Origin of the sequence: Enterococcus sp. B2E4, from assembly GCF_030499455.1 — a bacterium.
Lineage (GTDB): Bacteria > Bacillota > Bacilli > Lactobacillales > Enterococcaceae > Enterococcus_D > Enterococcus_D casseliflavus.
This window is the reverse complement of sequence record NZ_JAUKPK010000003.1, coordinates 16748-30020: the sequence shown is the minus strand read 5'-3', so window position 1 is coordinate 30020 and position 13273 is coordinate 16748. Positions and strand designations below refer to the sequence as shown.

General features: G+C 44.9%; 12 protein-coding genes. 10 read left to right on the top strand and 2 right to left on the bottom strand.

Annotated elements, in window-relative coordinates; translation table 11 throughout:
- Nucleotides 1-169 precede the first annotated feature (169 nt).
- Both Q1X33_RS03850 and glnA read left to right on the top strand, forming a co-directional pair.
- Nucleotides 170-550 carry a MerR family transcriptional regulator gene (locus tag Q1X33_RS03850; RefSeq protein WP_005225166.1) on the top strand — a complete coding sequence of 127 codons (381 nt, stop codon included), beginning with the start codon at nt 170-172 and terminating at the stop codon, nt 548-550.
- A gap of 59 nt (nt 551-609) precedes the next feature.
- Complete coding sequence (glnA, locus tag Q1X33_RS03845; RefSeq protein ID WP_005225167.1) at nt 610-1950, top strand: type I glutamate--ammonia ligase; 1341 nt, start codon at nt 610-612, stop codon at nt 1948-1950.
- Nucleotides 1951-2267: 317 nt separating this feature from the next.
- On the opposite strand, the gene Q1X33_RS03840 is transcribed toward glnA, so the two are convergent.
- Entirely contained in the window at nt 2268-2657 is a 390-nt protein-coding gene (locus Q1X33_RS03840) for a YxeA family protein (protein ID WP_005225168.1), read from the bottom strand.
- A gap of 234 nt (nt 2658-2891) precedes the next feature.
- On the opposite strand from Q1X33_RS03840, the gene Q1X33_RS03835 reads away from it, so the two are divergent.
- From Q1X33_RS03835 to Q1X33_RS03825, 3 genes are all read left to right on the top strand, one after another.
- Nucleotides 2892-3494, top strand: coding sequence for a LysM domain-containing protein (locus Q1X33_RS03835; protein ID WP_005225170.1), 603 nt, complete (start codon nt 2892-2894; stop codon nt 3492-3494).
- 153 nt (nt 3495-3647) lie between these two features.
- Complete coding sequence (gene nagB, locus Q1X33_RS03830) at nt 3648-4349, top strand: glucosamine-6-phosphate deaminase (RefSeq protein WP_005225171.1); 702 nt, start codon at nt 3648-3650, stop codon at nt 4347-4349.
- 232 nt (nt 4350-4581) lie between these two features.
- Entirely contained in the window at nt 4582-5292 is a 711-nt protein-coding gene (locus Q1X33_RS03825; protein ID WP_034858162.1) for an MgtC/SapB family protein, read from the top strand.
- A gap of 61 nt (nt 5293-5353) precedes the next feature.
- Here Q1X33_RS03825 and Q1X33_RS03820 read toward each other — a convergent pair whose 3' ends face one another.
- Nucleotides 5354-6178: a DUF92 domain-containing protein gene (locus Q1X33_RS03820; RefSeq protein WP_034868267.1), complete on the bottom strand. Its 825-nt coding sequence runs from the start codon at nt 6176-6178 to the stop codon at nt 5354-5356.
- Between the two features lie 136 nt (nt 6179-6314).
- Between Q1X33_RS03820 and Q1X33_RS03815 the strand changes: the two genes are divergently transcribed.
- The 5 genes from Q1X33_RS03815 to Q1X33_RS03795 all read left to right on the top strand — a co-directional run bounded on the left by Q1X33_RS03815 (nt 6315) and on the right by Q1X33_RS03795 (nt 13248).
- Nucleotides 6315-7622, top strand: coding sequence for an FAD/NAD(P)-binding oxidoreductase (locus Q1X33_RS03815; protein WP_034868270.1), 1308 nt, complete (start codon nt 6315-6317; stop codon nt 7620-7622).
- Nucleotides 7612-9054 (top strand): helix-turn-helix domain-containing protein, encoded by a 1443-nt coding sequence (locus tag Q1X33_RS03810; protein ID WP_015509062.1) that lies wholly within the window; start codon nt 7612-7614, stop codon nt 9052-9054. The genes Q1X33_RS03815 and Q1X33_RS03810 overlap by 11 nt, the downstream gene beginning before the upstream one ends.
- A 131-nt stretch (nt 9055-9185) precedes the next feature.
- Nucleotides 9186-10706 (top strand): glycerol kinase GlpK, encoded by a 1521-nt coding sequence (glpK, locus tag Q1X33_RS03805; protein ID WP_005225176.1) that lies wholly within the window; start codon nt 9186-9188, stop codon nt 10704-10706.
- A gap of 3 nt (nt 10707-10709) precedes the next feature.
- Nucleotides 10710-12539 (top strand): type 1 glycerol-3-phosphate oxidase, encoded by a 1830-nt coding sequence (gene glpO / locus Q1X33_RS03800; protein WP_005225177.1) that lies wholly within the window; start codon nt 10710-10712, stop codon nt 12537-12539.
- Nucleotides 12532-13248 carry an MIP/aquaporin family protein gene (locus Q1X33_RS03795; RefSeq protein WP_005225178.1) on the top strand — a complete coding sequence of 239 codons (717 nt, stop codon included), beginning with the start codon at nt 12532-12534 and terminating at the stop codon, nt 13246-13248. The genes glpO and Q1X33_RS03795 overlap by 8 nt, the downstream gene beginning before the upstream one ends.
- Nucleotides 13249-13273 lie beyond the last annotated feature (25 nt).

Below are 13273 nucleotides of genomic sequence, written 5' to 3'. Positions count from 1 at the left end.
AGAAAAAGGACTGCTTGAACATGCGATCAAATCAAGGGCCCAATAAAAAAATCAAAAAAATTTGCATTCATGTCACTTTTTCTAACATGAGGGGTTGACACGCAAAAAAAGAATTGGTATAGTTTCCATAAAGTTACGCAGCATCATTGAAACGGAGGGGAGCCAAGTTATGCGGGAAAAAGAATTGCGGCGCTCAATGTCAGTCTTTCCTATCGGAACAGTCATGAAATTGACCGATCTCACCGCCCGTCAAATTCGTTATTACGAAGAACAAGAATTGATCCACCCGGAACGCAGCGATGGCAATCGACGAATGTATTCGCTGAATGATATTGATACCTTGCTAGAGATCAAAGACTATCTTTCCGATGGTCTGAACATGGCGGGAATCAAACGAGTTTATGAAATGAAAGTTGCCAAAGAAAAAGAAGCGAAGAACAAACCGCCGCTGACCGATGAAGATGTACGTCGAATTTTTTATGATGAACTCTTGGCTCAAGGTGGATTGAATCAACAACAGCCATACCAGCAAAAAGGTCCACGAATGTAGAGCATTAGTAGATCGTTGCTGTGATATAAAAAAAGAATTGGGAAAAAGGAAGGGATACTATGCCAAAATTTGAAAGAACTGCCGAAGACATCAAACAAATCGTAAAGGATGAGAACGTGCGCTTTTTACGCTTGATGTTTACTGATATTTTAGGAACGAACAAGAACGTTGAAGTACCTGTAAGTCAATTAGATAAAGTACTGGAAAACAAAATGATGTTTGACGGTTCTTCTATTGAAGGGTTTGTCCGTATTGAAGAAAGTGACATGTATCTGTATCCTGATTTGTCCACCTGGATGATCTTCCCTTGGGAAAGTGAACATGGCAAAGTGGCTCGTTTGATCTGTGATATCTACAATCCAGATGGCACCCCATTTGCAGGCGACCCTCGTGGCAACTTAAAACGGGCATTAGCTGACATGCAATCCCTTGGTTTTACTTCTTTCAATCTTGGACCAGAACCCGAATTTTTCCTATTCAAATTAGATGAAGCAGGCGAAATCACAACGGAATTAAACGACAAAGGCGGCTACTTCGATTTTGCCCCAACCGATCTAGGGGAAAACTGCCGTCGCGATATCGTATTAGAACTAGAAAGCCTTGGCTTTGAAGTTGAAGCGTCTCACCATGAAGTGGCACCAGGGCAACACGAGATCGACTTTAAGTATGCGGATGCAGTGGAAGCATGTGACAACATCCAAACCTTCAAGCTTGTCGTGAAAACCATTGCTCGTAAACATGGCTTGCATGCGACCTTCATGCCAAAACCATTATTCGGTATCAACGGTTCAGGCATGCACTGCAACATGTCCTTGTTCAAAGGTGATGAAAATGTCTTCTTTGATGAAGAAGGACCAATGCAATTAAGCCAAACAGCGTATCACTTCTTAGGCGGTTTGATCGAACACGCCCGTGCTTACACGGCTGTCTGCAACCCAACCGTCAACTCTTACAAACGCTTAGTGCCAGGTTACGAAGCGCCTGTATACGTGGCATGGTCAGGACGCAACCGTTCACCATTGATTCGGGTACCAGAATCAAGAGGCTTGTCAACACGTTTGGAATTGCGTTCGGTTGACCCATCCGCTAACCCATACTTAGCAATGGCTGTTTTATTACAAGCAGGACTTGATGGCGTTAGACGTGAGTTGACACCACCACCAGCTGTCGACCGCAACATCTACATCATGAACGAAACAGAACGGGCAGAAGCACAAATCGAAGATCTGCCATCAACGATCCACAATGCCATCAAAGCATTGCGCAAAGACCAAGTGATGATCGATGCCTTAGGCAAACACATCTATGCCAACTTTGTCGAAGCAAAACGATTAGAATGGGCAGCCTTCCGCCAAACAGTCTCCGAGTGGGAAAGAGAACAATACTTGGAACTCTATTAAAATCGCAAAAAAAGCCGCTAGAGATAAACAATCTAGCGGTTTTTTTATGATGAAACCAGCATTTATCCTGTTGATTCTGGTTTTATTTATTTCCGATCATCAATAGCTGCTTGATCAAAGTTTGAGAAAAAAACCATTGCGAAGCTAGAGCGGTTCTGTCTATAAGAAGCGTAACTCCTGACCATTGGGAAAAATCAAAAAAATACCAGTCGGGCGAGGACTGGTAAGAGGAAGAAAAATAGTTTTGGTATAAAGCTAGCATAGTCGGTCAAAGTAAAATGAACCTTAAAAAGTAGAAAGTTTCTTGTAAGAAGTCCTTATTCGTCAAAGGTTTCCAGTTCAGACAGTATTTTTGCGGGGACTTCTGATTGAGGGACTTCGTTGGGACCAGAAATGATGCGGGTCTTACTGATTTCTGCTTTGACTAAAGTATTTGGAGCCAATGGTTTTACATTTTCGCCCGTCAGGTCATAGGTCATGAGTTCTTTTTCACCATTTTTCTTTACGAATTCAAAGGTGTATTTGTAGGTAAAAGAGCCATCGATTTTTTCACCAGAATCGCTGTAGGTCTGTGTCTTTTCAGGGACTTTGTTGGGCGTGATAGCATAAGCCGTGATGCCGCGATACGTTGTTGCATAGTACGTGTAGCCGAAATAGCCGGCTACGACAATAATCAAAACGCCAAGCGTTAATAGTAGTTTTTTCATGGGTGTCATTCCTTTCCATTACTAGCATCACTATAGCATGTGGCCCCTAAAAGCACTCATCGAAAGGGATAACAATATTGTAAGTTTAGCATTTTTGAATAAAAATCCTGTAACTTTCTGTTTAACAATTGTGATAATGAAAAATATTTCTGAAACCTTCCTGCAATATTGTAATGTTATTCTCTTACTTGTGCCCGATCGCGGGACAAATAATCAAAAGAGAGGTTTTTTCATTTGAAAAAATTTGCATTTACAGTTGTTGCAGGATTTGGTTTATTCGTTGGCGGAACAGTTGTTTCAGCAGCAGAACAAACCCATGTTGTCAAACCAGGAGACACTCTATCTGGGATCGCTGCTACTTATCAAACAACGGTCGAAGACCTTTTAGCTTTAAATGATTCGATCGAAAATCCAAATATGATTTTTGATGGCGAAACATTGTTGGTTTCTAACGATGGCCAATCAGTAGAAAACAAAGAAACAAGTACGAAAGAAAGCACAGAAAAAAGTGAATCCACAGCGACTGCTAACGTGAGTCAAACCCGTTCAAGCGTTCCTGGTGCTGGTTCTGGTGTCTTGAATCCAGTGGATGGGATCAACTATTTCAATGGTGTGAGGGAATCGTACTACTCACAAAAAGTCTTGCCAGGAGGCGGATTGAATATCCCTGGTCGCCATGTAGCATCAGACGGAACCATCCGTGATGCCGATGGGTACATCGTTGTTGCCAGTGATAATCAACCGAAAGGATCGACTGGTCAATCATCTTTAGGTGCCTATAAAGTCTATGACACAGGTGTCGGTCATAGCGGTATTGATGTTTATACAAATTGGTAAACAAGTAGAATACGAGTAGAGACGAGCGCATTTTAGAGCTCGTCTTTTTTTGATTGCCGAGAAAAAATCGTCATCTGGTCTAGACTAATTATTGTAATTAAACACAACCTGTGGTATTATTGGACTATACCAAATAGAAACGGAGCGCTGATCATGGAAATTATTCGCGTTAAAGATGCTGCTCAAGGCGGAAAGAAAGCTTTTGAATTGATTCAAGAAGGTATGGCAAATGGCGCCAAGGTCCTAGGTTTAGCAACAGGAAGCACGCCAGAGACCCTTTATGCAGAAATGACTGCCAGTGAAGTTGATTTTTCAGAAATGACTTCAGTCAACTTAGATGAATACGTAGGACTAGGCGGCGAAGACGAACAAAGCTATCGCTACTTCATGAATGCTCATTTATTCAATAAAAAACCATTCAAAGAAACCTTCGTACCAAACGGCAAAGCGGAAGACTTAGAAGCAGAATGCCAACGCTACGATAGCGTGATTGCGGATCACCCAGTTGATATCCAAATCTTGGGTATCGGTCAAAACGGACATATCGGCTTCAACGAACCTGGTGCATCCTTTGAAGGAACGACCTCAGTCGTTGATTTGACTGAATCGACCATCAATGCCAACAAACGCTACTTTGATAAAGTCGAAGACGTCCCAACGACGGCAATTTCAATGGGGATCGGTTCGATTATGCAAAGCAAAAAAATCATTTTGATGGCATTTGGCGAAGTCAAAGCGGATGCGATCCAAAAAATGATTGAAGGACCCGTAACCAACGAATTACCGGCTTCTGTTTTACAAAAGCATGATGACGTGATCGTGATCATCGATGAGGCTGCTGCCAGCAACCTGTAAAACAAAATCAGCCCTTTTCAGAAATAAGTCAGAAGGAAAAATGAGCCATCCTCGCAGCTTCCCCCTGCGCTTGTGCAGTAGCGCCAGCGCAGCTGCGAGCAATGGTTTGTAGCTTACTTGCTTATTTTCTGAGGGGGCTTTTTTTATTTGACTGATTCGGCGCTGTTTTTTTCTTTTTTTCATCAGAGATGCTATAGTTAAAAGAGAGAATACGAAGAAAAGAGGGATGCAAATGGTTGATATGCATTTATCCATTCCTGAAGTAGCGCTGAGATTGCTGCTGGCAATGATCATGGGAGGAGCGATTGGGTACGAGCGGCAATACAAAAGCCGACCAGCTGGTCTTAGAACCCATATCTTGGTTTGCATGGGAGCTTGTGTCATTGCATTGATCCAAGTGGAGATCGCCACAGGTGCCATGCGAGATGCGCTGGATCATCCAGATTTAGCAGGCGTGATTCGTTCAGACGAAGCACGATTGATCGCACAAGTCGTCAGCGGGGTCGGTTTTCTAGGCGCTGGAACGATCATTGTGACGAAGCGCTCGGTGACGGGGTTGACGACGGCTGCTTCCTTATGGGCGATCGCAGGTTTAGGAATTGCCATCGGGATGGGCTTTTACACCATCGCATTAAGCAGTTTTATCGGGATCTTCTTTGCATTGACGATCGTTAAGCGGATCGTCCGCGTACCGACAGCAAAAAAATTAGAGATCCAGTACATCCATCGCACCGAGACCAAAGAGTTTTTGACGGAGTACTTCCAAGAGAAAAATATCGTGATCGAAGATGTAAATTTTGATGTAAAATTTATGGAAGACTATCGCATTTATACCAACATTTATACGATTGATCTCCCCCGAGGGCTAGGCTTTTCTGAAGTGATCGAAGAATTGTCTGTCTACAAAAATGTCACGAAGATCCGCTTAGTGGATATTGCTTAATCGGTATTGAGTCAAAAAGCAGCAAGACACCTCACATTAGTGACGTGCTTTGCTGCTTTTTTTATGATGCGGTAGACATTTTTAAGTAAAAGAAACATACAGTCAAAATAACGATCACTATTGAAGTCAGCAAATTGACCCCTTCATTCGTTACAAAGGAAAGACCGCCGACTTGCTTGGTGGCAACGTCGTGATGGACTTTTTTTTCGGTGTATTGGTGACAGACAGGGCATTGATAGCGCACCTGAATCGTTGCGCCCAGTAAGCTGTCCAAGAGACTACCGCCAAAGCCTAAGGCAGTCAAGGTCAACCAGAGATCAAATGAGAACGGCTTGCCGTTCAACCATAAGGCTGCTGTGAATAAACCAGTGATGGCGAGACTCCCTGCTAGGGAAGCGGCAGTTCCCAACCAACTGACACCGCCGGAAAGTCCTGGTGGTAATTTTTTTCCCGTAAGTAAGTGACGCGGTTGACTTGGACTTAGCACGCCGATTTCTGAGCCCCAAGTGTCAGCCGTACAGCTAGCGATTCCCGCCACAAATCCCCAAAGGAATAGCGGTTCTTTCGTCCAAAAGGCAAGCAGTAGAGCAAAGATGCTTGGTGTGATGTTCGCAAAGACTTGTTTTGCATCACGGCGAGCACCTTTGGCAAGAATAGCTAACTCTGGCTGACTGCGCATTTTCTTTAAAAGACCAATGATGCCAGAGCTGGCAAAGAAAAAGCCAATCAAAAAGATGCTGTACCACGGACCAAAGCCAATGACCAGTGTGCCGCAAAGAATCGCAGCCAGTGCGCCAGAAACAGTCAGCCACTGAAAGACAAATGCTGCCGCTGCAACGAATGTACTGGCAAACAATCCCAGCATGAATTGATAAAAGAAAACCATTTGAACACTCCTTTGCGTATAGTGTAGCATAGGTCTCATTTATTTTACCGCAGTTAACAAAAAAATAGTCAGCCTGATAGCTTTTTACTCGTCAAATGAGAGCGTTTCATTTAAGCTAAGGGAGAGAGGTGATCCAATGAAAATCATTATCATAGGCGGGTCCTTTGGGGGTGTCAGCTGCGCCCGTGAAGCACGCCGATTATACCCTGACGCAGAGATTTTATTGATAGAAAAAAAAGCCCATCTTGGGTTTGTTCCAAGCGGTTTGTTATTGCTGATCGAAGGCAGGATCGCATCGCTGGAAGAAGCATTCTTTTGTACGAAGGAGCAGCTGGAGGCAGAAACGATCGACGTTGCCTTAGAAGAAACGCTTCTGGAGATTTTTCCTTCGGATCATCGGATTCGAACGGATAAGCGAGAACTAAGTTATGATCGACTCGTCTTGGCAGCAGGCTCCAGTCAAGATTCCACTGTTTTGCCACAACCAGAAGAAGCACTACTGACCTACAAGGAATATGAGGCAGCCAAGCATTTCTTGCAGCAATTGCCCCAAGCAGAGTCGATTACCATCGTAGGTGCTGGTCAAGCGGGGATGGAAACGGCGAATACCTTGACTGCGATCGGAAAAAAAGTCAGTGTGATCGAATCAATGTCATATCCTTTATTCAAGTACTTTGATCACGATTTTTTGCAGCCCTTTTTAACGGAGATCGAAAAAATCCCCAACTTGCAGATGCATTGGTCCAAGCCAACTTTGGCAGTCGTTAAAACGGAAACAGGCTTTCGGATCGAAACCGCCGATCAAGGCTATGAAAGCGATCTGGTATTGACGACAGTCAACGTTCATCCTCGCTTGCCAGAGGCATTTGCGGTCTTTGAATTACACAGTGATCAAACCATCTGGACAGATGCCTACTTGGAAACTTCTGCCACGGATATTTTTGCGGTCGGCGATTTGATCCAAATTCCAAATGCTATTACGAAAGACACGGTCTATATGCCCTTAGTCAACAATGCCGTTCGCTCAGGAATCGCAGCAGCTCGCAATCTGGCAAGCAAAACCACCCCGTTTCGTGGTGGATTACGGACAGTCGGTACGCAACTGTTTGAATGGTACTTAGCAAGCACCGGCTTGACCGAGTCGGATCGGTTTTTCTTCGAATCTCCGATCGTCTGTCATGCGTTTACTGCCGCCAGTTCCTTGTTTGATCCAACACAGGTTCATGGAAAAGTGATGATCGAACAAGCCAGCGGCCGAATCGTTGGTGCGCAGCTTTTATCAAAAGCCAATATTTTGGAAAAAATCAATTTACTAGCGTTTGCGATCGAGCAGCAGGCAACGATGGAGGAGTTGACCCAAAAAGACTTTTTCTTCCATCCACGATTCACTAATGTAATCGACGAAACTTTTCTGTGGTCGGGAAGTGATGCCGATGAGACTTGATCAGTTATTAGAAAAAAAAGAAGCAAAGCAATTGCAGCTGCTCAAAAAGCTTTTACTGGTGGGCGGAAAAATGGAGCTGCACGAGCTGGCGAGCTATCTTGGCATCAGTAAGCCTTCCTTGGAAAAATATGTGGAGGAGTTGCAAGATGAGCTGGCTCACTACCAAGAGCAGTGTCAGTTGTATTATCGAAAAGGTGTCCTGGTCTTTGAAATGAGTCCCACTTTTTCCCTCAATCAAATCGAATGGGCGTTTTATCGGTCAGCATTGAAATTTCAAATCCTCGAGCATCTTTTGCAGCATCAAGAGGTGACCACTGTCCAGCTGGCACAAAAATTAGCGGTCAGCGAGTCATCCTTGTTTCGCAAAATCAAAGAGCTAAATGGCTTGCTAGCAGAATTCGAGTTAGAGATCTGGCAAGGAAAGCTGATTGGGGAAGAAACGCAAATTCGTTATTTCTATTTTGAACTCTTTTGGTATGTCCATTCTTTCGACAGTCAGCCGCTGCCGATCGATGAAAAATACGTCGGTCTGATCACACGAGGTCTGAACATGACCTTCACGAAAGAAGCCCAACAGCGCTTGTCCCTATGGCTGAGGATCATGAAGGCGCGACTGAAAATTGCTACTCAATCCTTTCAAGTCTTACGGGAGAAAATGGTACCCTACACGAAAGATCCTTTGTTTCAGCAATTACGGGAGTTGGTATTTCGTGGGTTTGGCCATTATGCATTAGAAGTCAGAGAAGAGGAGGCGATGCTGCACTTTGTCTTTTTACTGTCGTTCTCGGTGTTATCCGAACACGATCTGCAAGTGTATATGCTGCAGCGTTCTCGGTTTACACCAACTGCCTTGACGGATACCTTGATTTTGGAACATATTTTGCATCTCTACCGCCCATCGTTTGTTCCCCGTGAAATCGAAGCCACTTGTTATGGTCACCTGCTGCAGATCCACAGCCGCGTGTATTTTTTCAAAGGGGATGTGGAGGTTTTTGATCGAGAAAATATTTGGCAGTTAGAAGCGCAGCTATCCAGTCGTAACATCCAGCAAATCAGTCACGAACTATTGGATAAGGCTTTAGCAGAGCTTGATATCAAGCCATCTGATAAAAATAGTTTGTTGATGATGACGATGGTCAAATACTTGAGCGTGATCACGATCATCGATTATCAAATCAATCGGGAGTTTCGCGTCGGGATCGCTTTGAAAATGGATGAACTGTTTAAAGAAGCCCTCTACTATATGTGGCTGCTGTATCTCAAAAATTTGAATGGCGTAGTCGTAGAACGCTATCGCCCGGAACAAGAATATGATTTGATCTTGGCAAATTATGCTATCGAGACGAAAACACCGACTTATCGAATCAGTGAACTAGGTACCGCTTATGATCGGGAAACGATCAAAAAAATGATCCGCGAACGCTTTCAATAGTGGATTTCGTCAATTTCTTAGAAATTTGAAAAAAAATTGACGAACCACATAGCGAAAGTTCAGCTAAAATAAAAGCAAGTCAGAAAGCGCTAACAAGAAGAGCGTATAAAAAACTAAAGGGAGCGAATCAAATGGCAGAAAAAAATTATGTAATGGCGATCGACCAAGGAACCACTAGTTCAAGAGCAATTATTTTTGATCGTAACGGGAAAAAAATCGGCAGTTCACAAAAAGAGTTTCCGCAATACTTTCCAAAATCGGGTTGGGTAGAACACAACGCCAATGAAATTTGGAACTCTGTCCAATCAGTCATCGCAGGGGCATTTATTGAATCAGGTATCCGACCAGAAGCAATCGCCGGTATCGGGATCACTAACCAGCGTGAAACGACAGTGGTTTGGGACAAAACGACAGGCCAGCCGATCGCAAATGCAATCGTTTGGCAATCCCGCCAATCTTCACCGATCGCTGACCAATTAAAAGCAGATGGCCATACAGAGATGATTCATGAAAAAACTGGGTTAGTCATTGATGCGTATTTCTCAGCGACCAAGGTGCGCTGGCTTTTAGACAATATCGAAGGGGCACAAGAAAAGGCGGATAATGGCGAGCTACTTTTCGGAACGATCGATTCATGGCTTGTGTGGAAACTGACAGATGGGCAAGTCCATGTCACCGATTACTCCAATGCTAGTCGGACGATGCTTTACAACATTCATAAATTAGAGTGGGATCAAGAAATCTTGGATCTTTTGAACATTCCAAGCTCGATGTTGCCAGAAGTCAAAAGCAACTCAGAAGTCTATGGTCACACCCGCAGCTACCATTTTTACGGCAGTGAAGTACCAATCGCTGGAATGGCTGGGGACCAACAAGCCGCCCTCTTTGGACAAATGGCCTTTGAAAAAGGCATGATCAAAAATACTTACGGCACTGGGGCATTTATCGTCATGAATACGGGTGAAGAACCACAATTGTCTGACAATGACCTACTGACGACCATCGGGTATGGCATCAACGGCAAAGTCTATTATGCCTTAGAAGGAAGTATCTTCGTTGCTGGATCAGCGATCCAATGGCTGCGGGACGGTCTACGAATGATCGAGTCTTCTCCGCAATCAGAAGAGATAGCTGCCAAAGCAAAAGGCGATAATGAAGTGTATGTGGTGCCTGCCTTTACTGGATTGGGTGCACCTTATTGGGATTCAGATGCAAGAGGAGCCGTCTTTGGCTTGACTCGTGGGACGACGAAGGAAGATTTTGTTCGGGCAACATTGCAAGCTGTTGCGTATCAATCAAAAGATGTCATCGACACGATGAAAAAAGATTCTGGCATCGATATCCCATTGCTGAAAGTCGATGGCGGTGCAGCCAAAAACGATCTATTGATGCAGTTCCAAGCGGACATTTTAGACATTGACGTGCAACGAGCTGCGAATCTGGAAACAACCGCATTAGGTGCAGCTTACTTGGCAGGGCTAGCGGTTGGCTTCTGGAAAGACTTGGATGAATTGAAATCAATGGCAGAAGAAGGGCAAATGTTTACACCAGAAATGCCAGCAGAAGAAAGAGACAATTTGTACGAAGGCTGGAAACAAGCGGTGGCAGCTACTCAGACCTTCAAATTCAAAGCGAAGAAAGAAGGCGAGTAAGCCATGACCTTTTCACATAAAGATCGGAAGCAAACCATTCAAGAAGCGGCAAAGACCACCTATGATGTATTGATCATCGGTGGTGGGATCACTGGCGCGGGGGTTGCTGTTCAAACCGCAGCCGCTGGGATGAAGACGGTGCTTTTGGAAATGCAGGATTTTGCCGAAGGAACGTCTTCGCGGTCCACCAAACTCGTTCATGGCGGTATTCGCTATTTGAAAACCTTTGACGTGGAAGTGGTCGCTGACACCGTGCGGGAGCGGGCGATCGTGCAGCAAATTGCTCCGCATATCCCGAAACCAGATCCAATGCTTTTGCCAATCTATGATGAACCAGGGGCAACCTTCTCCTTGTTTTCTGTCAAAGTGGCGATGGATCTTTATGATCGCTTAGCGAATGTGACAGGCAGTAAATACGAAAATTATCTGCTGACGAAAGAAGAGGTCTTAGAACGCGAACCTCAGCTGCAGGCGGAAAACTTAGTCGGTGGCGGTGTCTATCTTGATTTTCGCAACAACGATGCCCGCTTGGTGATCGAAAACATCAAACGAGCACAAGCCGATGGGGCAGCAATGATCAGTAAAGCCAAAGTCGTCGGCATCTTACATGATGAGCAAGGCATCATCAATGGGGTAGAAGTGGAGGATCAACTGACAAACGAGCGCTTTGAGGTTCACGCCAAAGTCGTGATCAACACGACAGGCCCTTGGTCAGACATCGTTCGTCAATTAGACAAGAATGATGAGCTGCCGCCACAAATGCGTCCGACGAAAGGTGTCCATTTAGTGGTCGATCGGGAAAAACTAAAAGTGCCGCAACCAACCTATTTTGATACTGGGAAAAATGATGGTCGGATGGTTTTCGTGGTACCAAGAGAAAATAAGACCTATTTTGGCACAACCGATACGGATTATACAGGCGATTTCGCCCATCCAACGGTCACGCAAGAAGATGTTGATTATCTACTGACCATCGTGAATGAACGCTTCCCTCACGCTCAGATCACCCTTGATGATATCGAAGCGAGCTGGGCAGGATTGCGTCCGTTGATTGTGAATAATGGCGGGTCTGATTACAATGGCGGCGGTAAAGGCAAACTATCGGATGAAAGCTTTGAGCAGATCGTTGAAAGCGTCAAAGAGTATCTTGAAGATGAGCGGCAGCGACCAGTCGTAGAAAAAGCTGTAAAACAAGCACAAGAACGAGTAGAAGCCAGCAAAGTGGATCCATCGCAAGTTTCTCGCGGCAGCAGTTTGGAACGCTCAAAAGACGGACTATTGACGTTGGCAGGGGGGAAAATCACCGATTATCGCTTGATGGCGGAAGGAGCATTTAAACGGATCAATGAATTGCTCCAAGAAAGCGGTGCATCCTTCGAGTTGGTGGATTCAACCACGTACCCAGTTTCTGGTGGTGAGCTTGATGCAGCCAATGTAGAGGAAGAATTAGCGAAGCTGGCTGACCAAGCGCAAGCCGCTGGATTCGATGAAGCAGCTGCGACGTATTTGGCTCATCTTTATGGGTCGAATCTTCCCCAAGTGTTGAACTACAAGACGAAGTTTGAGGGCTTAGATGAAAAAGAAAGTACGGCCTTGAACTATTCCTTGCATGAAGAAATGGTTCTGACGCCTGTCGATTATCTATTGCGTCGGACCAACCATATCCTATTTATGCGAGACACCTTAGATGAAGTCAAAGCCGGTGTCGTTGCAGCTATGACCGACTTCTTTGGCTGGAGCGAGGAAGAAAAAGCAGCCCGTGTAGCCGAATTGAACCAAGTGATCGCAGAATCAGATTTAACAGCCTTAAAAGGAGGAAAAAAAGATGAATGAAACAACCCAGATCTTTAGTGAATTTTTAGGAACGGCTATTTTGGTTTTGTTAGGGGATGGTGTGTGTGCGGCTGTCAATCTGAAAAAGAGTAAAGCAGAAGCCTCTGGCTGGATCGTGATCGCAATGGGCTGGGCGACAGCGGTAACGATTGCCGTTTACGTTTCAGGGTACATGGGACCTGCTCACTTGAATCCAGCCGTTACATTAGGCATGGCGATGACGGGGAATTTTTCTTGGAGCTTGGCTGTACCGTTTATGCTGGCACAAATTGCTGGTGCGATCGTAGGGGCGATCCTCGTTTGGCTCAACTACTTGCCATTATGGGATGAAACAAAAGACCAAGGCGCGATTTTAGGTACCTTTGCAACAGGGCCTGCAGTTCGTAATTTAGTATCGAATACCATCACTGAAGTGATTGGTACCTTTGTCTTAGTCTTTGGCTTATTGGCTTTTGGTGCCAATACCTTTACGGATGGATTAAATCCCATCGTCGTTGGGATCTTGATCTTAGCGATCGGGCTGTCGCTTGGTGGACCAACAGGCTATGCCATCAATCCGGCACGGGACTTAGGACCACGGATCGCTCACCAAATCTTGCCAATCAAAAACAAAGGGACTTCCGATTGGGGCTATGCGTTAGTACCAATCATCGGTCCAATGATCGGGGCAGCGATCGCTGCTGGTTTGTTTATGATGTTGCCATTATAAACGATGTTATTTTAAGGATGATGCC

Coding starts and splice junctions, on each gene's coding strand:
- Q1X33_RS03850 (WP_005225166.1), top strand. CDS start 170: ATGCGGGAAAAAGAATTGCGGCGCTCAATGTCAGTCTTTCCTATCGGA.
- glnA (WP_005225167.1), top strand. CDS start 610: ATGCCAAAATTTGAAAGAACTGCCGAAGACATCAAACAAATCGTAAAG.
- Q1X33_RS03840 (WP_005225168.1), bottom strand. CDS start 2,657: ATGAAAAAACTACTATTAACGCTTGGCGTTTTGATTATTGTCGTAGCC.
- nagB (WP_005225171.1), top strand. CDS start 3,648: ATGGAAATTATTCGCGTTAAAGATGCTGCTCAAGGCGGAAAGAAAGCT.
- Q1X33_RS03825 (WP_034858162.1), top strand. CDS start 4,582: ATGGTTGATATGCATTTATCCATTCCTGAAGTAGCGCTGAGATTGCTG.
- Q1X33_RS03820 (WP_034868267.1), bottom strand. CDS start 6,178: ATGGTTTTCTTTTATCAATTCATGCTGGGATTGTTTGCCAGTACATTC.
- Q1X33_RS03815 (WP_034868270.1), top strand. CDS start 6,315: ATGAAAATCATTATCATAGGCGGGTCCTTTGGGGGTGTCAGCTGCGCC.
- Q1X33_RS03810 (WP_015509062.1), top strand. CDS start 7,612: ATGAGACTTGATCAGTTATTAGAAAAAAAAGAAGCAAAGCAATTGCAG.
- glpK (WP_005225176.1), top strand. CDS start 9,186: ATGGCAGAAAAAAATTATGTAATGGCGATCGACCAAGGAACCACTAGT.
- glpO (WP_005225177.1), top strand. CDS start 10,710: ATGACCTTTTCACATAAAGATCGGAAGCAAACCATTCAAGAAGCGGCA.
- Q1X33_RS03795 (WP_005225178.1), top strand. CDS start 12,532: ATGAATGAAACAACCCAGATCTTTAGTGAATTTTTAGGAACGGCTATT.